17 protein-coding genes are annotated in these 23,341 nt (G+C 63.5%); 14 read left to right on the top strand and 3 right to left on the bottom strand.

Features of this window, described 5'->3' with window-relative positions; genetic code table 11:
* Nucleotides 1–16: 16 nt before the first annotated feature.
* From K289_RS0108910 to K289_RS0108845, 14 genes are all read left to right on the top strand, one after another.
* A complete protein-coding gene (locus K289_RS0108910) occupies nt 17–415 on the top strand; it encodes a hypothetical protein (RefSeq protein ID WP_027551186.1) in 399 nt (132 codons plus the stop codon).
* A gap of 85 nt (nt 416–500) precedes the next feature.
* Nucleotides 501–2,399 carry a HAMP domain-containing sensor histidine kinase gene (locus K289_RS0108905; RefSeq protein ID WP_027551185.1) on the top strand — a complete coding sequence of 633 codons (1,899 nt, stop codon included), beginning with the start codon at nt 501–503 and terminating at the stop codon, nt 2,397–2,399.
* Between the two features lie 110 nt (nt 2,400–2,509).
* Nucleotides 2,510–3,490, top strand: a complete 981-nt coding sequence (locus K289_RS0108900) for an ABC transporter substrate-binding protein (RefSeq protein WP_027551184.1) — start codon at nt 2,510–2,512, stop codon at nt 3,488–3,490.
* A gap of 112 nt (nt 3,491–3,602) precedes the next feature.
* The gene (locus K289_RS0108895) at nt 3,603–5,267 is read left to right on the top strand and encodes a DUF3300 domain-containing protein (protein WP_027551183.1); all 1,665 of its coding nucleotides are present in this window, start codon (nt 3,603–3,605) and stop codon (nt 5,265–5,267) included.
* Entirely contained in the window at nt 5,264–6,178 is a 915-nt protein-coding gene (locus tag K289_RS0108890) for a DUF2950 domain-containing protein (RefSeq protein WP_027551182.1), read from the top strand. Before K289_RS0108895 ends, K289_RS0108890 begins: the two co-directional genes overlap by 4 nt.
* The gene (locus tag K289_RS0108885; protein WP_027551181.1) at nt 6,162–6,632 is read left to right on the top strand and encodes a hypothetical protein; all 471 of its coding nucleotides are present in this window, start codon (nt 6,162–6,164) and stop codon (nt 6,630–6,632) included. The genes K289_RS0108890 and K289_RS0108885 overlap by 17 nt, the downstream gene beginning before the upstream one ends.
* Nucleotides 6,633–7,020: 388 nt before the next feature.
* Nucleotides 7,021–8,418 carry an NADH:flavin oxidoreductase gene (locus K289_RS0108880; RefSeq protein WP_027551180.1) on the top strand — a complete coding sequence of 466 codons (1,398 nt, stop codon included), beginning with the start codon at nt 7,021–7,023 and terminating at the stop codon, nt 8,416–8,418.
* Between the two features lie 32 nt (nt 8,419–8,450).
* Complete coding sequence (locus K289_RS0108875; protein ID WP_027551179.1) at nt 8,451–10,064, top strand: c-type cytochrome; 1,614 nt, start codon at nt 8,451–8,453, stop codon at nt 10,062–10,064.
* Nucleotides 10,061–10,501, top strand: a complete 441-nt coding sequence (locus K289_RS0108870; RefSeq protein ID WP_035684295.1) for a hypothetical protein — start codon at nt 10,061–10,063, stop codon at nt 10,499–10,501. Before K289_RS0108875 ends, K289_RS0108870 begins: the two co-directional genes overlap by 4 nt.
* Nucleotides 10,498–12,033 (top strand): membrane protein, encoded by a 1,536-nt coding sequence (locus K289_RS0108865; RefSeq protein ID WP_027551177.1) that lies wholly within the window; start codon nt 10,498–10,500, stop codon nt 12,031–12,033. Before K289_RS0108870 ends, K289_RS0108865 begins: the two co-directional genes overlap by 4 nt.
* A 25-nt stretch (nt 12,034–12,058) precedes the next feature.
* Nucleotides 12,059–14,866, top strand: a complete 2,808-nt coding sequence (locus K289_RS0108860; protein WP_035684292.1) for a hypothetical protein — start codon at nt 12,059–12,061, stop codon at nt 14,864–14,866.
* An 8-nt stretch (nt 14,867–14,874) separates the two neighbouring features.
* Nucleotides 14,875–16,740 carry a GMC family oxidoreductase gene (locus K289_RS0108855; protein ID WP_027551175.1) on the top strand — a complete coding sequence of 622 codons (1,866 nt, stop codon included), beginning with the start codon at nt 14,875–14,877 and terminating at the stop codon, nt 16,738–16,740.
* 193 nt (nt 16,741–16,933) lie between these two features.
* Nucleotides 16,934–19,219: a hypothetical protein gene (locus K289_RS0108850; protein ID WP_156917881.1), complete on the top strand. Its 2,286-nt coding sequence runs from the start codon at nt 16,934–16,936 to the stop codon at nt 19,217–19,219.
* A gap of 343 nt (nt 19,220–19,562) precedes the next feature.
* Nucleotides 19,563–20,510: an AraC family transcriptional regulator gene (locus K289_RS0108845; RefSeq protein ID WP_027551173.1), complete on the top strand. Its 948-nt coding sequence runs from the start codon at nt 19,563–19,565 to the stop codon at nt 20,508–20,510.
* Between the two features lie 8 nt (nt 20,511–20,518).
* Here the strand turns inward: K289_RS0108845 and K289_RS0108840 are convergent, their stop codons facing one another.
* From K289_RS0108840 to K289_RS0108830, 3 genes are read right to left on the bottom strand one after another with little or no spacing between them, the layout of a single operon-like run.
* Nucleotides 20,519–21,751, bottom strand: a complete 1,233-nt coding sequence (locus K289_RS0108840; RefSeq protein ID WP_027551172.1) for a Zn-dependent hydrolase — start codon at nt 21,749–21,751, stop codon at nt 20,519–20,521.
* Nucleotides 21,744–22,529 carry an ABC transporter ATP-binding protein gene (locus K289_RS0108835; RefSeq protein ID WP_027551171.1) on the bottom strand — a complete coding sequence of 262 codons (786 nt, stop codon included), beginning with the start codon at nt 22,527–22,529 and terminating at the stop codon, nt 21,744–21,746. Before K289_RS0108835 ends, K289_RS0108840 begins: the two co-directional genes overlap by 8 nt.
* Complete coding sequence (locus K289_RS0108830) at nt 22,526–23,299, bottom strand: ABC transporter permease (protein WP_027551170.1); 774 nt, start codon at nt 23,297–23,299, stop codon at nt 22,526–22,528. The genes K289_RS0108835 and K289_RS0108830 overlap by 4 nt, the downstream gene beginning before the upstream one ends.
* Nucleotides 23,300–23,341: the final 42 nt, after the last annotated feature.

The raw sequence follows: 23,341 nt of genomic DNA, 5'->3' as shown, positions 1-23,341 counted from the left end.
GGGAAGGGCGACAAAAATGAACTTATGGAAGGTGATCGCGCTGGGTGCACCGCTGCTTGTCACGGTGAACGCAGCCGGCGCGATCGATCTCAACGGCGCCTGGGCGAGCGATACCGACAATTGCGGCAAGGTCTTCGTGCGCCAGGGCGCGCAGCTCGGCTTCGCGGATATGTCGGACGTCTATGGCGGCGGCTTCATCATCGATGGCGACCAGATCATCGGCAAGTTCGCGCGCTGCCGGATCAAGGCCAGGAAGGACAGCGGTCCGAACGTTAATCTGATCGCCGCCTGCGCGACCGATATAATGCTTTCCAGTGTCCAGTTCAGCCTGAAGGAGCTGGATGCCGACAGTCTCGTCCGGCTGTTCCCGGGCATGGAGGACATGGAAATCCGCTATCATCGCTGTCCTAAATAGTGACAAGTCCTCGGGTTGTCGGCGCGCGGCGATCCCCGCTAGAATTGTCCCCGAGAGCGGCCGTGGGAAGCTGCCGGGGAAGAGGATGAGCGGGCGCTGCACCATTGCGTTGATCAAGCCGTGGCCAGCGGCAGCGCTGCTGCTGTGTCTCAGTCTCCTGTTCGCCGTATGCATCCTGCCCGGGCTCGCGGACGCCTCGCCAAACGTCTCCATGCGAACCGAGCCCAAGCGCGTGCTGCTGCTACATTCCTTCGGCCGCGAGTTTCGGCCCTGGAGCGAATATGCGCGCAGCATCAAGACGGAGCTGGAGCGGCAATCGCCGTGGCCGCTCGACATCCAGGAGCACACCCTGCTCACGGCGCGCTTCAACAGTCCGGGCCCCGAGGCGCCCTTCGTCGACTATCTTGGATCGCTGTACCACGATGCGCTGCCCGACATCGTGCTGAGCATCGGCGCGCCGGCGGCGCGGTTCGTGCAGAAATACCGGGGAAAGCTGTTTCCCGATACGCCGATGGTGCTGTCGGTGGTCGAGCAGCGGCTGGTGAACAAGTCCGACCTTACCGACAAGGACGTCGTCGTCGCGGTGCGCAACGATTTCCTGGCGGTCTTCGAAAACATTCTGAAGGTCTTGCCGGATACCAAAGCTGTCGCCGTCGTGGTCGGTGCATCCCCGCTCGAGAAATTCTGGATCGACGAGGTGAAGCGGGAACTGAAGCCGCTGGACGGCCGCCTCGACCTCGTCTGGTACTCCGACCTGTCATTCGACGAGATTCTCAAGCGCGCATCGAACCTTCCGCCGCACACGGCGCTGTTCTGGGGCCTGATGTCGGTCGATGCCGCAGGCGTTGTCCATGAGGGCGACGTCGCCTTGCGCACCCTTCATTCGGTCGCGAACGCGCCGATCTTTTCCTACCAGGAGCCATTCTTCGGCGGCGGCACCGTCGGCGGCCCGATGCATTCGGTCAGAGAAACCAGTGCGAAGACCGTCAGCGCCGCAATCCGAATCCTCGGCGGCGAGAAGCCTGCCAATATCACCTACGAGCCGATCGGATTCGGATCGCCGAAATACGATTGGCGGGAGCTGCGGCGCTGGGGCATCGCCGAGAGCAGTTTGCCGCCGGACAGCGAAATCCTGTTTCGCGAGCCGCCCCTCTGGGAAAGCTACCGCTGGCAGATGTTGTTGATCATGGCGGTCATCCTGGTGCAGGCCGGTCTCATCAGCGGGCTGCTCCACGAGCGCCACGGCCGCCAGCTCGCCGAGGTCGAATCGCGTCAACGCCTCGCCGAGCTCGCTCACGTCAATCGCTACTCGGCCGTCGGCGAGTTGACGACCTCGATCGCGCATGAGCTGAACCAGCCGCTCGGATCGATCCTGACCAACACGGAGACGGCGGAGCTGATGCTCAAAGACAGCTCGCCGGACCTCGACGAGATCCGTCAGATACTCGCCGACATCCGGCGCGATGATCAGCGCGCAAGCGAAGTGATCCGCAGGTTGCGCAGCGTGCTGAAGAAGGCGCCGTTCGAGGTCCGGAGTATCGAGCTCAACGACACCGTGCGGGACGCTATCGGCCTCGTGCGTGCGCTCGCCGACGGACGCCGGATTGCGCTGACGTTCGTGCCCGCCTCCGCCGGCCTTCACGTCAAGGGCGATCCGGTGCAGCTCCAGCAGGTTATTCTCAACCTGATCATCAACGCGATGGACGCGGTCTCGGACGCGGACATGAAGAAGCGCGAGGTCAGCGTGTCGACCCTGCGCACCGGCAGCCAAGCCGAGATCAGGGTCAGCGATACCGGGCCTGGAATTGCGGCCGCCGATCTCGCAAGCGTGTTCGATCCGTTCTTCACCACCAAGCCGCAGGGGATGGGCATGGGCCTTGCGATCGCCAGGACCATCGTCGAGGCCCATCACGGCACGATCGTCGCCACGAACCAGCCGTCGGGCGGCGCGCTGTTCGCGATCAGGCTGCCGATCATCCGCTGATCGCTGGTATCTTGATCTTGATCAAGGCCTCCGGTCTGACTGGCTGTTCCTTCGCAGATGCGTCATAACCGGGACGGGCGCGGGGGCAGGGTTGGGAGTGGTGGGTGGCCATGAGACGCCGTGAGTTCATGTCGCTGGTTGGCGCGGCGGCTGCATTCCCGGTCTTCGCGAGAGCCCAGGACAGGATGCCGTCCGTGGGCGTGCTGACCGGCAACGTCGCGGGCGATCCCGGCGCGCAGATGCGCGTCGATGCTTTTCAGCAGGGGCTCGCCGATCGGGGCTGGATCGCCAACCAGAACTACCGGCTGGAGGTCCGCTGGCCCGGCCCCAATCCGGCGCGGCAGCAATTGGAGGCGCTCGAGCTCGTCGCTGCGGCGCCGGACGTGCTGCTGTCGACCAGCACGGGGACAACTCGTGCGCTGCGCGATGCGACCTCGAGGATCCCGATCGTCTTCGTGGGCCTCTCCGATCCCGTCGGCACCGGCCTCGTCGCCAATCTGGCGCGACCGACCAGCAACCTCACCGGCTTTTCGCTCTATGAGCACTCGATGAGCGGGAAGTGGCTCAGCCTCTTGAAGGACATGGTGCCCGGCATCAGCCAGGCGGCTCTTCTGTTCAATCCGGAATCGGCGCCCTATGCTCCGTCTTACGTTCAGGCTGCGCATCAGATGGAAGGCCGCCTCGGCCTGAAGATCACCGGTGCCGCTGTCCGCAGCGGAGCCGAGATCGCCGCGGCCATCGAGGCGGCGGCGCGAACCGGTGCCGGCGTTGTCGTGCTGCCCGACGGCGGCTTCTTCGGGACACAAAGCGCGATGACGATCCCGTTGCTCGCGCAACGCCGCGTGCCCGCGATCTTCGCGGTCCGCTTCTACGCGCTGAACGGCGGGCTGATGTCCTATGGCGCCGATCTGACCCAGCAGTTTCGTGACGGCGCCAGCTATGTCGACCGCATCCTGCGCGGCGTCGATGTCCGCACACTTCCGGTGCAGTTTGCCACCAGGTTCGAGCTCGTCATCAACACGAAGGCTGCCAATGCGCTCGGGCTGACCGTGCCCAGCCGACTCTTGATGGAAGCCGAGTTGATCGAATGACGTATCGCTCTCGCGTTGCAACAGCGTGAGGGTGCCCTTTCGTTGATCTTGATCAACAAACACGTGTGCCCCGGCAACGATCTTCCCGGACTGGAGTCCAAGGGAGATTGTAATGTTTCGCTGCTGCAAGACCCTGATGGCGCTTGCCTTGGTGATGGCGATCCCAGTCGCTGCGCCCGCGCAGACCACCGACAAGCCGGCGGCCCCCAGCACGCAGGCGCAGCCCGCTACTCCGCCGGCTCCTAGCGCCGAGCTCCTGAAGCCGGAGCAACTCGAGGCCCTGGTCGCGCCGATCGCGCTTTATCCGGACGAGCTGCTGGCCAACGTGCTGGCCGCCTCGACTTATCCGCTGGAGGTGGTGCAGGCCGACCGCTGGCTGAAGGAGCGCAAGAACCTCAAGGGTGATGCACTGAAGACCGCGGTCGACAAGCAGGGCTGGGACGACAGCGTCAAGGCGCTGGCCAGCACCGCCGATGTTCTCGCGATGATGAGCGACCAACTCGAATGGACCAAGAATCTCGGCGATGCCTTCCTCGCGCAGCAGCCCGACGTGATGGATGCGATCCAGCGCCTGCGCAACAAGGCCTATGACAACAAGAAGCTGGTCACCACAAAGCAGCAGAAGGTCAGTGTCCAGACTCAGGAGGGCAAGCAGGTCGTCGTGATCCAGCAGGCCGATCCCGCCGAGCTGTACGTGCCCTATTACGATCCGGCGACTGTCTATGGCACCTGGCCCTATGCGGAGTATCCGCCATACTATTGGGGCTATCCGTCCTATATCGGCGCCGGTGTAATCGCCGCGGGTTTAGCCTTCGGCACGGCCTGGGCGATCGGGCGCTGGGGCAATTATTGGGGCGGCGGCTGCAACTGGGGCAACCGCAACGTCTATGTGAACCATCGCAACGTGAACATCAACAACGGCTGGCAGCACAATGCGGCGCATCGCCAGGGTGTGCGCTACAATAACGCCAATGTTGCACAGCGTTTCGGCAACAACAATCTGAAGGCCGGCGCGTCGGACCGGATGGATTTCCGCGGCCGTGAGGGAAACCAGGTGCTGCGCCCCAACCAAGGTGCCGGAGATCGGGCGGCAGATCGCGCCCGTGACCGGGCCGGAGATCGGGCGGGTGATCGCGGTGGAGATCGTGCAGGAGCCGGCGATCGCGCCAAGGGCGGCGGTGATCGTGCCAAGGGCGGAGGTGATCGCGCAAAGGGTGGTGGCGATCGCGCCAAGGGCGGTGGCGATCGCGCAAAGGCTGCCAACCGCGCGGGCGGCGGTGCGGGTAACCGCGCCGGCGGCGGCAATCGCGGCGGTGCGATGAACGTCTCGTCCGGCCGCGCGGCGGCCGCAGCATCGGCGCGTGGCCGCGCGAGCATGGCCAGCATGCCGCGCGGTGGCGGAGGCGGCGCGAGCTTCGCCGGGCGCGGCGGCGGTGGTGGTGGAATGGCCATGCGCGGCGGCGGAGGCGGCTTTGGTGGAGGCGGGCGCGGAGGTGGCGGTGGCGGCCGGCGCTCTGATATCGCGCTGAAGCACGACATCGTCCTGCTCGGCCATCTTGCCAACGGCCTCGGCTATTACCGCTTCAGCTATATCGGCAGCCACAAGGCCTATGTCGGCGTGATGGCGCAGGAGGTCGAGCAGGTGATGCCGGATGCGGTGACCCGCGGCAGCGATGGCTACTTGCGAGTTGACTACGAAAAGCTCGGACTGAAATTCCGCACCTATAGCGATTGGCTCGCCGGCGGGGCGAAGGTGCCTACGGAGGTGTCGCCATGATCGGTCTGAAATCGCTTCGACGTGTGGCCCTCCTGAGCCTGGTGGTGCTGGCGCTGCCTGGGGCGTCACAAGCACAGGAGTCCTACAAGACGCCGGAGGACGCTGCCGCGGCGCTCGCGGCCGCGGTCAAGAGCGGTCCGAGCGATATCCTGAAGGTGCTCGGCAAGGCCGCCGAGGACATCGTCTCCTCCGGTGACGAGGTCGCCGATACCGACATCCGCCAACGCTTCGCGTCGATGTACGATGCCAAGCACGCGATCAAGGCGGAGGGCAACAAGACGGCGACGCTGCTGCTGGGCCCGGACGACTTCCCGTTCCCGATTCCAATGGTCAACACCAAAGCCGGCTGGGAATTCGACACCGTCGAGGGGCGCAAGGAGGTGCTGTATCGACGGATCGGCCGTAACGAGCTCGATGCGATCCAGACCATGCTCGCCTATGTCGACGCGCAGAACGAATACGCCGAGAAGGATCGCGGCGAAGGCGCGGGCGTCTACGCGCAGCGTATCGTCTCCTCGCCCGGCAAGAAGGATGGTCTGTTCTGGCGCGACGACAGCGATCCGAGCCCGCTCGGCGCGCTCGCGGCGGAGGCGTCAAAGGAAGGCTACAGAGCGGGCGACGTGGGGCCGGCGCCGTATCACGGCTACTACTTCCGCATCCTGAAGGGGCAGGGCCCCGACGCGCCCGGCGGCGCGCTCAACTATGTCGTCAAGGGCAAGATGATCGGCGGCTACGGATTGATTGCGTGGCCTGCCGAATACGGTAACTCCGGCGTCATGACCTTCCTGGTCAATCATGCCGGCACCGTCTACCAGAAGGACCTGGGCAACCGGACCGAGTTCATTGCCGAGCGCACCACGCTGTTCGATCCGGATCAGACCTGGAAGAAAGTCGATGCCGCAAAACCCTGACCTGCGGAGGGCATCACGCACTTCCCGCCTGATTGCGATCGCTCTCCTGGCACTGGCACTGGCGCTCGCCGCGCCGGCGACGCCATCCTTCGCGCAGGCCGCCGGCCATGTCCGTGCCAAGATCGTCAAGGCCGGCCTCCTCGTCGGCGGCGGTGCCGGCAGCGGCGTGCTGACCTACCGCGGCAAGACCTATCCCTTCAAAATCTCCGGCTTGAGCTTTGGCATCACGGTCGGTGCCACGGTCGGCCGGCTCGATGGCTGGGCCTCGGGCATCCGCGAGGTCAGCGACTTCGCCGGCACCTACAGCTCCGTCGGCGGCGGCTTCGCCCTGGTCGGCGGCGTCAACGGCGTCCACTTGCGCAACGAGAAGGGCGTCACGATGGTGCTGCAGGGGGCAAAGGCGGGACTGGAGCTCGCGGCGAATATCAGCCAGATCACGATCTCGCTGAGGTGATGCCGCGAATCTCAAATGTATTCTCACGAGAAGAATGCCGGCGTGCGGCGGTGCGAACGCGCCGCCGGGATAGCTCACAGATCACCGGAGCCAAAGGCAGGGCGGCGAATAGACACACGCTGTGGTAGCAAATCCTCTTGCTGCCGAAGTGATGGCGGGCTAAATTCCATCCAGTAATTGCGGCTGGGGCCTTGCATCGTGCGCGGAGCGTGAGCGTTTTGCTCCTTCTCCTGCCGGAAGACTCGATCGATTTCTTTTTCGAAAGTGAATTGCTTCACACGCGGCGACGAATGCCGGGGCTTATGAACCGATCAATGCGAGTGCGGTGACGACGCGACGCTGAAGATATTTTCAGATCAACCTAATCATATCGCTGAGGAAGCCAGATATGACGCAGGTTACGGATCGATCATTTTTACACCAAGACAACGCCGCGCTGATCTTCTCGCCGCTGCAGTTTCGACATCTCGACGTCAAGAACCGCCTGTTCCGGTCAAACCTCTCGGGCATGTTTGACGAGTACAACGGCTATGGCGGGCACACCCGGATCAACTGGGAAGAGAAATTCGCCAAGGGCGGCGTCGGCTGCATCATCTCGTCCTACACTCCCGTCGCGGTGCGCGGGCGGATCCTGATCCGCTACGCCATGATCGACCATGACGACAAGATTCCATTCTGGCGCGAGGTCGGTCAACGGGTCCACGCGCATGATTGCCGTTTCATCATGCAGCTCAGTCATTCCGGGCGGCAGCAGGACATGGGCGGCGTCGAGAACCTGTTCAAGAAGGCGCTGAGTTCGACCAGCCAGAAGGACTTCTTCCACGGCATATTGGCGCAGGCCATGACCGTCGCCGAGATCCGCGAGACCGTCGAGCTGTTCGCGCAAGGCGCCCGACGCGCCAAAGAGGCCGGTCTTGACGGTGTCGAGCTGCATGGCGCCAACGGCTATCTGATCACCCAGTTCCTGAGTTCGGGGATCAACGACCGGACCGACGATTATGGCGGCGCGGTTGAGAACAGGGCGCGGTTCGTTCTGGAGATCGTGCGCGCCATCCGCCGCGAGGTTGGGTCGGATTTTCATCTCCAGATGAAGATCAACGGCGTCGACCACAACAACTGGCTCTATCCCTGGAAGAAAAAGGGCAACACGCTCGAAGACACGCTGACGATCTGCAAGATGCTGCTCGATGACGGCAAGGGCGTGGACGCCTTTCACATCTCCAGCGGCTCGACGTTTCCGCATCCGCGCAATCCGCCGGGCGACATCTCGCTTCAGAATCTGCTGCGGTGGTATTGCGGCATGCTTCCCTCCGGCGTCCGCACCCGCTTCAACTACGCGATCTTCAACAATCTGATCGCCGGGCCGCTGTTCCGGTGGCTTTGGCATCTGCGGCGCGGCAGGGTCATCGAAGGAATCAACGCCGGCTACAGCAAATATTTGCGCGACGAGATCACGAAGATCGATCCGAGCATCAAATTCATCTGCACCGGCGGCTTTCAGCACGCCGCCAACATCGCCGGCGTCATCAGGGACGGCTCCTGCGACGGCGTCAGCATCGCCCGGCCGCTGATCGCGAACGTGGATCTGCCCCAAATCCTGCGGACCGCCAACGGACCGGTCAAGCAGAAGGAATGCACTTACTGCAACAAGTGCCTGCTCAACGATCTCGCCAATCCGCTCGGATGCTACGAGGTGTCCCGCTACGACGGCGATACCTTCGATGAGAAGTGGGACAACATGATCAAGTGCGTCATGTCGGTGTTCCAGCCGCCGCTGTTCCGCTGACGGGAGCCGAAACACAGAGAGGGGGTGTTGTCATGAATTATGATCCGCCTACCCCGGTCGAGCGCGTTCTGGCCCGCACTCGGTGGATTCGTTTCCTGGTCGTTCTGCCGTTGCTGCTGCTCGCCGTCTACTATCTGGTGTTCGTGAGGCAGTACACCGTCGCCTATGCGGATGACAGGGAGCATTTCAAGTACGGGTCGATCGGCAGCGAACCGAACAACGGGATTCCCATCCTGGTGTTCAAGGCGCTCGCAGTCATGTACCGCGACGAGCTCGGGCCGACGGGTTACCGCCGGTTCGGATTGCTCTACGAAACCGAGCAGTCCGAGCTGCCCGTCGGCATGTCCAGGCGGATCGTTACCGGTATCGAGCGGGTCTGGCTGAATTGTGCCGTTTGTCATGTCGGCACCTACAGGATCAACACTGCGGACAAGCCAACTCTCATTCTTGGCGCACCCTCGAACAATCTTCGTCTCTATGACCTCCTGAGATTCTTTCTCAAGGTCGGCGCCGATCCGAAGTTCAATGCCGACAACCTGATCGCGGCCATCAACGGTCCCGAGGTCGGCGGACACCTCAATTTCATCGACCGCGCGATCTACCGGTACATCGTGTTTCCGCGCGTGCAGGCGGCATTCCTGCACCTGTCCCAGCAGTTCGCGTTCCTCGGCAGGCAGGGAGACGGTGGGGGCAATGGGCGCCCGGCATACCATCCCTATTACGATTGGGGGCCGGGCCGGGTCGACACGTTCAATCCCTACAAGGCGACGCAGTTCAACTTCCCGATGGACGCCTCGCACATTTCACTGATCGAGCTGAACGGCTCATCCGACTTCCCCTCGATCTGGGCACAGCATCCGCGCGACGGCATGCATCTGCATTGGGACGGCAACAACACGTCCGTCGACGAGCGCAATCTGAGCGCGGCGCTCGGCGCCGGCGTCACGCCAGTCAGCGTCGACATCGATGCAATCAAGCGGGTGCGCGCCTGGATCTGGGAGCTGCCACCGCCAGAAATTCCGCCGGCCGCGATCGATCGGTCCGATCGCGATTATGAGCGCAGGCTGAACCGCGGTCGTGAGCTCTTCGCCGAATACTGCGCGGGCTGCCACGGGATGAAAGATCAAACGGGAGCCTACAGCTACGACACCAACCGCTTTCCGCGTCTCGGTCAGGTCGAGAGCCTGAAGCAGATCGGCACGGATTCCGGGCGCTGGCGGTCCTACACGCAGGATTTCGCGGCCGCGCAGAACACGCTCTACGCCGGCTATCCCTGGCGCTTCAGCCATTTCACCAAGACGGCCGGCTACGCCAACCAGCCGCTCGATGGCATCTGGGCGCGTTCGCCTTATCTGCACAACGGTTCAGTGCCGACGCTGCGCGACCTGTTAGACCCGGCCCGCTGCACGGACCCATTGAAGCCGGTCGATTGTCGACCGCCGAAGTGGTCTCGGGGAAGCGACCTCCTTGATCTCAAGAAGGTCGGCTACCGCTCCGACGGATACGGGGCGGCACCCGAACGCTTGTTTCTTTACGACACCAGCATGCCCGGAAATTCGAACAGCGGACACGACGGCGAGGCCTACGGCACCGCACTCGGTCGCGAGGATAAGGATGCTCTAGTGGAGTACATGAAGACGCTATGAAAAACTCCGTCGACGACACGGTGAGCGCGTGGATCCTCCGTCACACGATCCTGGTGTGGTTCGGCATCCTCCTGAATGCGCTGTTCGTCATCCCGCTGCTGTTTTGTCCGCGATGGTTCCTCGATCTGTTCCACATTCCGCTCGAGGAGCTGATCTGGGCGCGCGCGTCTGCCGGCCTCCTGATGATCATCTCGGTCTTCTACATACCGGCCGCGGTCGATTTCGTGCGCTATCGCGCCAATGCCTGCATCGCCGTGTTTCCATCGCGGACGTTCGGCGCCACGTTCTTCTTCCTCGCCGTGGTGTTGTTCGGGCAACCTCCGGGCTTCCTGTCGATCTCGTTCGTCGATGCGCTGATCGGCTCGACCACGCTGTATTGCCTGATCCGCATCAGGAAGCTCGAGCAGCAGAACCGCGAGACGGGGCTGATCAAATGACCAGGATCATCTCCATCATCCTGGCGATCGTGCTCGCGCTCATTGCGGTCGTGGTCCCGCTCGCCTGGTTCGTGCTGCTGCGTCCGGTCCCGCAGCCCGCCACCAACGATCCGCTCCGGGTGTTCGACCACGGCTCCATCGGCAATGAAAGCGCGCAAGGGATTCCCTATTGGATCTGGCGGGTGCTGCCGACGCTGTTTCCCGAATATCTGCCGGGCAACCAGGACGGCTATGGATCGATCGGCGTCTATTGGATCGCCGGCGAGGAGCTGCCCGTCGGCTTTTCCAAGAAGACGCTCGGCGTGATCCCGCGCGTCGCGCCGAACTGCGCATTCTGCCATCAGGGCACCTATCGCCTGCACGCCGATGATCCCGCCACCTTCGTTCCGGCAGGAGCGGGCACGCGCGTGAATGTCCAGGGCTTCCTGCGCTTCCTGACTGCGATCGGCCGCGACAAGGATCGCTTCACTGCCGACAGGGTCATGACGGCGATCACGGCGATCTACGACATGCCGCTCGGCGAGCGCCTGCTGTATCGCTACTTGCTGATTCCGGCGGTCCGCAAGGGATTTGCGGAGCAGGCGACGCGTTTCGCCTGGATGGATGCGCGGCTCGATTGTTCGCTCGCGGGCCGCACGGCTGATGTCCCCTCGCGGACGTCGCTGCGGCCGGATTGGGGGCCAGGGCGGATCGATCCGTTCAATCCGGCCAAGTACTTCAACCTGAAGCTGCCCGATGATTGCACGATCGGCAATTCCGACATCATGCCGCTCTGGCACCTGGACAGGCTGACTGATCCCGGTCGCGAATATTCGCTGCACTGGGACGGGCTCAGCACCAGCCTGAGAGAGACCGCAATCTCAGGCGCGATCGGCGACGGCATGGACTATCAGGGCTATACCGGCGCAAAGGCGACGCTGGACACCATCATGGACTTCGTGCGGCTGCAGAAGCCGCCGCCTTCGCCCTTCTCCGCCGAGCGTGCTGATGACGATCCCTATCACGTCGACGCCGCACAGGTGGAAAAGGGCAAGGCGGTCTATGCGGATCGCTGCGCGACCTGTCACGACCCAACAGGGGCACGCTTCCGCACCGTCATTTCGGCAACGGAGCTCGGCACCGACCGCCACCGCATCGACATGTGGACCGAAGCCGCGAAGCAGCGCTACACCCAATACCGTGAGGGCGGCTACGATTGGGGCTTTCGCGCCTTCCACAAGACCAATGGCTATAACGCGACCGGACTGAGCGGATTGTGGTTGCGTGGCCCCTATCTGCACAACGGCTCGGTGCCGACGCTGCGCGATCTTCTGTCGCCGCCGTCCGAGCGGCCCAAACTATTCTATCGGGGTTATGACCTGGTCGATCCGGCGAATGGCGGATTCGTTAGTCAGCCGGGCACGGTGGCCGAGCGCTTCGGCACGCTCTACGACACGTCGCTTCCCGGCAACGCCAACGAGGGACACGCCTACGGTACGGACCTGCCTGCGAACGACAAGGAAGCGCTCCTAGCTTTTCTGAAGACGTTGTGATCTTGCCAATTGACGAGAGCCAGCCATGAAGAGCATCGCGATACGCATTCTCAAATGGGCGATTGTCTCGCTGGCGGTGCTGTCGGTGCTGCTCGTCGTTGGCGGTGTCGTCCTGTTCCGGGCCATCGTCGAACCGGAGAGCGACAAATTCGGCACCATTCCAGACGAAGCGAAGCTGGCCAACCGGCCGCGGCAGTCGCTGCCGGCGGTCGCGAAGCCATGCAGCGAAGTGCCGGCTGATTGCAGCTATTTTGCTCACATGGACAAAGGCCTTCTGTTGAAGCCGGCCGACGGCGCCTCTTATCCGCAGGAGGTGATGGAGGTCGCCGAGCTGACAAAGCTCAGTCCGGAGCAGATGCATGAAAACGCCGCACTCGCAAAGCTGACCCCGGAGCAGGTGCGCGAGAGCGCGAGCCTCGGCCAGACCGCCTGGATGATCTGGACCGGCGGCAATGATCGGTTCTGGAATTTTGCCGCGAGTAACACCGCGGGCGCATTCGATCTCCTGAAGACGGTCTCGTCCTACAAGGGCGGGCCCTATGGACGGCGCAATCGCTGGTCCTGGCTCGGTCTCGTCAATGAGCCGTGTTTCAGCGAGCCCACGGAAGGCGACGTGTCGCGGTTCGGGCTGTGGCTCGACCGGCGCGATCCGAATTGCGCGCCCGATCCATTTGCCGATCCGGACAAATATCCGGGAGTGCGGGTCGGCGCCCGCGGCAAGACCGTCCCTGTCGGCTCCTATTACGGAGAGCCGACCGGCGTCATCGGCCTGCGGCTGTTTCCAAATCCGGATTTCGACGAAAAGGCGAAAGCGGACTGGAACGCGGAACGCTACTACACCGATCCGTCCTACTACAACAACGCCAAGCTGATCCGCCCTTACCGGGTCGGCATGTCCTGCGCGTTCTGTCACGTCGGCCCCAGCGCGACCAATCCGCCCGCTGACCCGGAAAATCCAAAATGGGAAAACCTCGCCTCGAATCCCGGCGCTCAATATTACTGGGTCAACCGGATCTTCTTCTGGAACACCAGGCCGCGCGACGAGGATAACGCGCCCGCGCCCAATGAAGGCAACTTCCTCTACCAGCTCTTCCACACCAACCCGCCCGGAAGCCTGGACACCTCGCTGGTGTCCACGGACTACATGAACAATCCGCGGACGATGAACGCGGTCTACAGCGTCATCCCGCGTCTGAAATTGAGCCTGGAGCACGGCGCCGAGCAGTTGACGGGCGGCGAGCTCGATAACAAGCAGCTCCAGGACTATCCGCAGACAGCTGCGCTTCCCCAGTTCTGGGATCCCGCCAGCGGCACGTCGCACACCATGCGGGTGCTGAAGGACGGCGCTGACGCGGTGGGCACCCTCGGCGCGCTCAACCGCGTCTATCTGAACATCGGCACTTTCAGCGAGGAATGGCTGCTGCATTTCCGCCCGTTCCTTGGCGGACGCAAGATCACGCCGATCAGGATCAGCGATGCGGAGAAGCAATCGGTCTACTGGCAGGCGACCGAAGATCGAACCGCGGACATGGCAGTCTTCTTCCTGGTCACCGCGCGTCCCGACCGTCTGGAGGACGTTCGCGAGGGCGAGCCGTTTCTCGAAGACTTCACTTCCGAGAAGGTCAATCGCGGCAAGATCGTCTTCGCCGAAAATTGTGCCGCCTGCCATTCGAGCAAGATCCCGGAGATCCCGGCGAATTCAGGGATCAACGACGGCATCTGCGCCGGCGGCGGCAACGGACCAAATTATCGCCAGTGCTGGGACCGCTATTGGGAATGGACGCAGTCCAAGGCGTTCAAGGAGGCGATGGTCAAGTTGGTCGTGGAGGGCAAGCCCTTTCTGGAGGGCAATTATCTGTCGTCCGAGCGCCGCGTCCCTGTCGACCTCCTGCAGACCAACGCCTGCACGCCGCTCGCCACCAATGGTCTGGCCGGTGACATCTGGGATAATTTCACCTCGTCGTCGTACAAGACCTTGCCTCCGGTCAAGGAACTCACCGTCCAGCATCCGGTCTCCGGCGCGTCGATGCCCTTGCAGCCGCTTGGCAACGGGCGCGGCTATCTCCGGCCGCCCTCGCTGATCAGCCTGTGGTCGACCGCCCCGTTCCTGTCGAACAACTCGCTCGGGCACGAAGATGACGCGACTTACTACGCCCGCGACTACGCCGCAGCCTCTCGCGGCGGCAGCTACGGAAACTACGCCGCCGCCGAACACTGCCCCGCGGCGAGCGACGACAATCCGTATCTGCCGTGCGTGGCCAACCGGGTGAAGGTCTTCGATCGATCGATCCGGCAGATGCTGAATCCATCGACGCGGCGTATGGACAAGCTCACGCAGATTCCGGTGCCCGGTTATATCTATCGCACCACCGCGCCGGCCTGCCTGATGATCGCGTCGGGTTACATGCCGTCATGGGAGCAGCGCCTGTCGCGCCCGCTGCATTGGCTGGCGCCATGGGCGATCGACGAGAAAGGCGGAATTGCGCTCGGACCCTTGCCCAAGGACTTCCCCATCAATGCGATGACGAATACGAAGCTGTTGCCGGACAATGACGAGCCCGGCGGGATCAGCCATTACTGGCGGCTCGCCACTGCGATGCCGACGCTGGTCGGCGCCTTCAAGAAGATGGGCGGCAAATGCTCGCCCGGTGAACTCGCCGATCCGCAAACCCAGGCCAATTCCGAAGCCGCCGTGCGCGACACCGGACTGATCGACACGCTGGTCGGGCTGAGCAAATGCCCGGACTACGTCGTCAATCGCGGCCACTACTTCGGGTCTGATCTCTCCGCCGGCGATAAGGAAGCGCTCATAGCCTATCTCAAGCATTTCTGAGGTGTGCCGTGACGGCAGTGGAAACTTATGACTACGTCGTGGTCGGAGCGGGCGCCGGCGGCGGCGTGCTGGCCGCGCGGTTGGCCGAGGCAGGCCGGCGCGTGCTGTTGCTCGACGCCGGCGATGATCCCGTTGGATCGGTGGACGACGTCCCACCGGGAAGCCGGTCTGTCGGGCCGGACTATCAGGTCCCTGCATTCCATCCGTTCGCCTCCGAAAACCCTGGGCTCAGATGGAATTTCTGGGTCCGCCATTATGCGAATACGGTGCAACAGCGGAAGGATTGGCGCTACCACGAGTACTGGGACGGCGAAGCAGTCGATGGCGTGCTTTATCCGCGCGCCAGCGGCCTCGGCGGTTGTACTGGCCACAATGCGATGATCATCGTGCGGCCGAACAATGCCGACTGGAATCACATCTGGCAGATCACCGGCGACGCCTCGTGGCGGGCGTCCAACATGCAGCAATATTTTCACCGCCTCGAGCGCTGCCGCTACCGCTCGTTCGTCCTCAGATGGCTCGACCGGTTCTTCGGCTGGAATCCGACCGGACATGGCTGGCGCGGCTGGCTGACGACCGAACGCGCATTGCCGCTAAGGGCTGTTCTCGATTGGCGGCTGCGCCGCACGATGTGGCGGGCTGTGCTCGCCGCCGCCAGCCTGCTGCCGGACGCGGCCGAAGGCTGGGGCTGGCTGATGCGCAGCCTCGGCGATCCCAATGATGAGAGGCTTTTGGATGCCGAGGCCTCGACTGTCTGCCTGACCCCGATGTCGTCGGCGCGGCATGCACGGACCGGGCCTCGCGAATTCCTGCGCGAGGTGCAAAGGCGATTTCCGAACAACCTGACGATACGGCTGAACGCATTCGTCACCCGCATCAAGATCGATGACATCTCTGCCACCGCATCCGGCGTCTTCTATCGCGAAGGCAAGCGGATCTATCGGGTCGCGGCGCAGCCTCGCGGGGAGGCCGGGCCGGAGAGATTCGTCGGCGCGAGCCGCGAGGTGATCCTGGCCGGCGGCGCTTTCAACACACCGCAATTGCTGATGCTGTCGGGCATCGGTGATTGGGAGCACCTGAAGGCTCGCGGGATCGCAAAGGTAAAGCACTTGCCGGGTGTCGGCCAAAACCTCCAGGATCGATATGAAATCGGCGTGGTCAATCGGGTCAAGAAACCGTGGGAGGCCCTGCGCGGAGTGACGTACACGACCAAGGACCGCCTGTATCGTCAATGGCGCCGGTGGGGCACCGGCGCTTACACCAGCAACGGGGTTCTGTTCTCAGCGAAGTTTCGGTCGCGGACCGACCAGGAGCGTCCCGACCTCTTCTGCTTCTGTCTCCTCGCGGACTTCCGCGGCTACTATCCCAACTATTCCGAGCGCGTCAGGAAGCTCAACTATCTCACCTGGGCCGTCCTCAAGGCCTACACAAACAACACGAGGGGTACGGTGCGATTGCGATCCGACAATCCATTCGCGCAGCCGCTGATCAATTTTCACTATTTGTCTGAAGGCAATTGCGACCCCGGCCCTGATTTCGACGCAATGGTCACCGGCATCCGCGTTGGGCGCAAAGTGGCCGATGCACTGGGGAAGATGGTCGTCGAAGAGGAGGTCCCCGGACGCCATCTCTACACCGATGGTCAGTTGCGCCGCCATGTCGAGGATAACGCCTGGGGCCATCACGCCTGCGGCACCTGTGCCATGAAACCGGAAGATCAAGGTGGCGTGGTCGACAGCAAATTCCGCGTCCACGGCCTGCGAAATCTCCGCGTCGTCGATGCATCGGTCTTTCCGCGTATCCCCGGCTATTTCATCGTGACGGCCGTGTACATGATCGCGGAGAAGGCCGCTGACGATCTTCTGAGTGAGTGAGAGGTTGACCAGGCTGAGATGAGTGATCGCCCTTTGGGGGCACAGTAGCGAAGGGAGACGCGCCGTGAACAAGAACGAGCGTTTGTCGACGGAAACGGGTCGGGACCAAACGGTGGAGCCGCCCAGCGCGCCGCCGATACCCCCGTGGTGGCAATGCGTGCTCAGCGTCGCACTCATCCTGTGGGTTCTCCGCGTGCCCGTAACAACAACGCTGCTCGGATGGCTCCTGCTCTGCTTCGCGCCGCAGGCGCAGGACCTGTTTACCGAATATCTGGATGTTGTCATGTGGTTGCGGATGCTGCTGTTCGTGGTTGTTCTGACCGTGTTCTGGGCTTTGCCGACCCACTATGCCGCCCGCATGCTGGTCAACAGCGATTCCAGGCTGCCCGCGAATGGCGGGCCGTGCCTTGCTGGAGCAGCCCTCTGGCTGCCCCGTCTGCTTGGACTTCTGACATTCGTGGCCGTCGAAGCTGCGATCCTGCGCTCCTACATGAACATTCCGACGCTGGATCAACAACGGGAAGTCGTGCGGCCTGTCGAGCAAGCACTGCTCGCGATGGCAGGCTGGGTCGCGCTCGGTGCTGTCGCATATCTGCTCTGGATATTTTTCCGGCCACGCGATCTCAGGCCAAGGGGCCTGCTCGGGCGCATCAATGCCAAGCTCGGATGGTTCTGGCAGGCGATCTCTCCGGGGCGCAAGAGCGGGTCGGCAGACGAGGAAGGCCGCGACTTCGGCAGGCTTATCCTCGCCGCCGTATTCGCTATCTTCGCGGGGATATTTTTCGTGGGCGCCGATCACGTTGCCGGCTGGTTTCCGCGGTCGATGGCAATACCGTTCATCCTGGGCGGATGGCTGCCATTCCTGACTTATCTGTCCGGCCTTGGACGACAGATCCGCGCGCCGCTGATCACGGGACTGGCCGTGCTGGTCGCCATCGTCGCTGTCGTGTTCGGCGATAACCACACGGTACGCCGTGTGGCCTCGAAAGATGTCGTGCCCATCAAGATCGAGGACGCGATCGATCTCTGGATGACTGAGAACGGCTGCAATCCGAAGACCTCCAACAATGCGCCTGCCGCGAACTGTCCGCGTCCGATCATTGTCGCGGCGGCGGGCGGAGCAAGCCGCGCCGGCTTCATGATGGCAAGCATGATCGGCTACTTCCTCGATACCCATGAGGCAGACTATTACGGCGTCAAGGGACTTAGCGCCAAAGACGTCCGCAACCGCCTGTTTTCGATTTCAGGCGTATCGGGCGGAGCGATGGGAGCCGTGATGGTGACCGCAGCGCTGGGCGCGGCATCGCCGGCCGCCGACAAGCAGCCTTGCGTGAATGCCGTCGCCGTCGATCAGTGGTGGGGCGACAAGGTCAACAACTGGCGCGACTGCCTGGAAGCGTTGACCAGCGGGGACTTCCTGACGGCCGGCTTCCTTGGGTTTGCGTTCAACGATGCGTTGCCCTTCACGCTCCGCGACCGCGCCGCCGTGCTGGAGGACAGTTGGCGCAATCGCTTTCGCGATGTCGTACCCAAGGCAAAGGAGGACGCCAAAACCTTAGGCTGCGGGGGCCTGGATTGTCCGTTTCTCTCGTTGCGGCCGCAGCCGGGACACTGGATCCCGCTGCTGGTCCTCAACGGTACTTCGGAAGCCGTCGGCCGAAGGATCCTGACGACGCCGCTGGCGATGAGCTATGCGCCACCGGGAAAATGCCCGACGGCCGTAACGAACGGCCCCTGTCCGTTGTTCGTGGAAGCTGACAGCTTTCACCAGTTGCTGCGGACGGAGATCGCGTCGGAGAGCTGGCGCGAATGGCTGGGCATGTTCGGGCGATTGCTGTACGGCAACCCGCAAGCCAACGACATCCGCCTGAGCACGGCCGCGCTCAACTCGGCGCGCTTTCCACTGATCTCCCCGCCGGGCTCGGTTCGCAATCAGGAGTATCGGCTGGTCGACCGCATCGTGGACGGCGGCTATTTCGAGAACTACGGCACGTTGACCGCAAGGGAGCTTGCGCTGGCCATTCATACAATCGCGCCGCAACTCAAGCCGCTTGTCATCGTGATCTCGAATGACCCCGACGATCAGCTCGGCCCAACCGACGACGTCGCCAACGATCCGCAGGTCCCGCCACGCCCGACCGCAACTGCGGGCGAAGTGCTCAGCGAGGTCAGCGCTCCGATCACCACTGTTTTCAACCTTCGAACGGCGCATGGCGTGCAGGCCGTCGACGCATTGCGCACCGGACTGCACGCCACCATTCCGGAGTGCGACAAGCTCGTGATTCAGCTCCGTATCTCGCGCGATGGCAACAAGTCCTTGTCCATGAGCTGGTGGGAATCGCCGTTGGTTCAGCGGCGGATCCATCGTCAGACCGAAAGCGATCCGGATACCAATTACGCGAGGGAGCACAACCAGAATCTCCCGCGCCTGAAGGCGATCTGGCAGGAAATGCAATCGTCGAGCTGCAGGGCAAGTTAGCTGCCTTGGCTGGTGTTCGAAAGCAGCAGGTGCGCGTGGCGAATCCGACGTCTGTCGTTCCAGCGCTTCGTTCTCCGCCGGGACGCATTTTGCCGTGCGTTTGTGAAAAGTCGTGATGTGTCCATGCGGGGTTGATCGCGTATTGTCCGGACTGGCGGGCCGGCGAAAGCACTCTGAAATCGTTGCGGAATTCTCCTCCCTCGTCGGAGAAGTCGCGCCGCAATATGCCGTCGCGCCAGTCTGGAGCGAACGTGGACAGCGGTGGGCGAATACCCGATAATGAGTTGCTGGACTTGCAGGACGCTGTGGCCTGCGCTTGGACGCCCACAGAAGGATACATCTGATGACTAGAGCTGGTGCCTACGGACAGAAGCTCGGCCAGTTCCTGCATCTGAAGGACGCCCCGCCTTCGCTGGTCACACGTTCGCTGCGCAGCACTGAACTCGCGGTCACCGAGACCCGGAATGACAACCCGGTGTCGGGGCTGTCCGGCTCGCTTGCCGCCGAGGACGCATTTCTCGTCAGTCTGAAGCTTCACGATTACCCGGCCTGCGAGCTCTGGGAGCGTGGCAAATGCCTCATGACGGCGGATGTCCGCGCGGGCACGACCTATCTGTACGACCTCAAGCGCGATCCGCGCTACGTGATCGACAAGCCGTTCCACTCCCTGTTCTTCTACATTCCGCGCTCCGCGCTCGACGGCATCTCGGAACAGTCCGGCACGCCGCGTGTGGACGAGCTCGACTGCCGGACCGGCGTCGGCCATGACGACGCCATCGTCCGTCACATCGGCGCTTCACTGCAGCAAGGGCTGCGCCGGCCGGGCGAGGCCAATCAGCTTTTCATCGATCACATGATGCTCGCGCTGACCGCACACGTGGCGCAGACCTATGGCGGGCTTCACCGCGCCGCCGAACCCAGCCGCGGCGGTCTCGCGCCGTGGCAGGTGAAGCGCGCCTGCGACAGGCTCGAGTCCGATCTCGGCAGCACGCTCTCATTGCAGGCCATCGCGGCGGAGCTCGGCCTCTCGGTCAGCCATTTTTCGCGCGCGTTTCGCGTCTCCACCGGACTGCCGCCGCACCAATGGCTGCTACAGCAGCGCGTGAAGGCCGCCAAGCAGTTGATGAGCGTGCGCGACCTGCCGCTGTCGGAGATCGCGATATCGGCGGGCTTTGCCAATCAAAGTCATTTTACGCGGGTGTTCTCCGCGGTGGTCGGCGTCAGCCCGGGCGCGTGGCGGCGCGAAGCGCAGGGCGCCCCGGGCAGCGGGGGCGTGATCAGCGACGCTTAGGATTTCTTTTAACCGCTCAGGATGCGCCGGCAGGCGTCGACGAAGACCTCGGCGCCCGTGACGATATCCGCGTCGGCGGTATTTTCGGTCCAGTGATGGCTGATGCCGCCGATCGATGGCACGAACAGCATGCCTGCGGGCATGATGGTTGCGAGCATCTGCGCGTCGTGGCCGGCACCGCTCGGCATACGGACCGATCGTCCGTCGGCAACGGCCTTGCTCGCCGCCTCGATCGCATCCTGGAAGCGGGAATCCATCATCGCGGGGGCGCCAGTGCGGATCCGCTCCACCCTCACGATGCACGGTCCCTTCGCGTTGGCGTCATCAGCCATGGTGTGCAGCAGATCCTCCAGCCGCGCAATCACGGCCGGGTCGTCGTCGCGGATCTGGAACAGCATCTCGGCGCCGCCGGGAATGATGCTCGGCGCGCCCGGATCGAGCGCGATGCGGCCGGTGGTCCAGACCGTGCGCGGCCCGCATGCGGCCGGGAAGCGCTCGTCGATCGCCACGCAGAATTTGGCCAGCGCCAGCCCCGCATCCTTGCGGACGGCCATTCGCGTGGTGCCAGCGTGGTTCTGCTCGCCGACAAAATCGATGCGGTATTGCCAGATGCCGACGATGGAGGTCACGACGCCGATCGCGAGGCGGCCGCTTTCGAGCGTGTCGCCTTGCTCGATATGTGCTTCCAGATATCCGACGTGGCGTCCTGGCTCGGCGCTGACACGCGCGCGGCCGGCAAGTCCCAGGTCGGCGAGGGCATCGCGCATGGTCCGGCCGCTGGTGCGGTCACGCGCGGTGTCGATATCGGCCTCGGTCACCTGCCCGACATAGGAGCGCGAGCCGAGGAAGTGGCCGAAATGACCTTCCTCGTCGCACCAGGCGGCAACCTCGACCGCGCCCTTGAACGAGGGATCGGCATTGAGCACGCGCGCAGCTTCGAGCGCATAGACGACGCCGAGCGGACCGTCGAGCCAGCCGGCATAGTTCTGGCTTTCCAGATGCGATCCGGCCAGCAGCTTCGGCCCGGACTTCGCGCTGGTGCCGAAGACATTGCCGATGCCGTCGATCGCAGCCGAGAGCTTTGCCTCGGGCAGCTTCTGCATCAGCCAGTCCAGCGATTGCTTGTGCGGCTCGGAAAAGGTCGGCTTGTGCACGCCGGTCTTGTAGGCGCCGATGGCGCGGAGTGCGTTGAGATCGGCGAGAACCCGCTCGCCATTGGCGCGCGATCGAGTGTCAGGCATGTTCGGCAACCTTCAGCGCCTCGGTGCGGATCTCCTCGACCAGCCTCTCCTTCAGCCGGACGAATTCGGGCGTGGTCTTGATCTTGTAGGAGCGCGGATGCGGCAGGTCCACCGTAATCTCGGCCTTGATGCGGCCGGGACGCGCGCTCATGACGATGACGCGGCTGCCGAGGAAGATCGCCTCCTCGATGTCGTGCGTCACGAACAGCACGGTCTTCTGGTCGCGCTCCCAGATCCCGAGCAGCATTTCCTGCATCAGCGCGCGGGTCTGGTTGTCCAGTGCGCCGAAGGGCTCGTCGAGCAGGAGGATCTTTGGATCATTGGCGAGCGCGCGCGCGATCGCCGTGCGCTGCTGCATGCCGCCGGAGAGTTGCTTGGGCCAATGGTTCTCGAAGCCGGACAGGCCAACCTGGCGGATGAACGCATCCGCGACCTTGTGCCGCTCTGCTTGCGGCACGCCGCGCTCGCGCAGGCCGAAGGCGATGTTCTCGCGCACGGTCAGCCAGGGAAACAGCGTATAGGATTGGAACACCATGCCGCGATCGGCGCCGGGGCCGGTCACCTCGCGCCCGTCGAGCGTGACGCGCCCGCTGGTCGGACGGTCGAGGCCGGCGACGATGCGAAGCAGCGTGGACTTGCCGCAGCCGGAGGGACCGAGGATGGTGACGAAGTCGTTGTTGCCGATGGTGAGATCGGTCGGCTCCAGCGCCTTGGTCGGCGCGTTGCCGTGGCGCGCGGGAAAGGTTCGCGAGACCTGCTCGATCTTCAGCGTCGTCATGCGAGCTTCCACGGAAACAGCCAGGCGTTGAACGCCTTGAACAGGAAGTCGGAGATGAGGCCGATCAATCCGATGACGATGATGCCGAAGATGATCTGGCCGGTGTTGAGCAGGGCCTGGCTGTCGGTGATCATGTGGCCGATGCCGGAGGACGAGCCGATCAGCTCGGCGACGATGACGTAGGTCCAGGCCCAGCCCAGCACGAGCCGCAGGATTTCGGCGATCTCGGGCGCGGAGGAGGGCAGCAGCACGCGGCGGATGATGCCGCGGTCGCTGGCCCCGAGCGTGTAGGCCGCCTCGACCAGATCGCGCCGCGTAGCGCCGACGGTCACGGCGATCATCAGGATGATCTGGAACACCGAGCCGATGAAGATGACGAGCAACTTTTGCAGCTCGCCGATGCCGGCCCACAGGATCAGGAGCGGAATGAAGGCGGACGCGGGCAGGTAGCGGGCGAAGGAGACGAACGGCTCGAGGAAGGCCTCGACGGGCTTGTAGGCGCCCATCAACACGCCGAGCGGCACCGCGATAGCAGCGGCCAGCGCAAAGCCGCCGACCACGCGCCAGATCGTCATGCCGATGTCGAACAGGAAGCCCTGGCGGGTCAGCAGCTCAACGCCTTCCTGCACCATGGTCAGCGGGTTGGCGAGGAATGTCTTCGACACATGGCCGCCGAAGGTTGCCCACGACCAGAGGGCAACGAACAGCACGAAGAACGCAAAGCCGTAGGCCGCGCGTTGCTTCGATGTCACGGGATCCAGGGGACGCATCAAACGATCTATCCGAACCGATAATTTAAGTCATGCGCCGGT

Source organism: Bradyrhizobium sp. Cp5.3, from assembly GCF_000426265.1.
GTDB lineage: Bacteria > Pseudomonadota > Alphaproteobacteria > Rhizobiales > Xanthobacteraceae > Bradyrhizobium > Bradyrhizobium neotropicale.
Note: the sequence above shows the minus strand (reverse complement) of the source record. Positions and strands in the feature narration are given on the sequence as shown.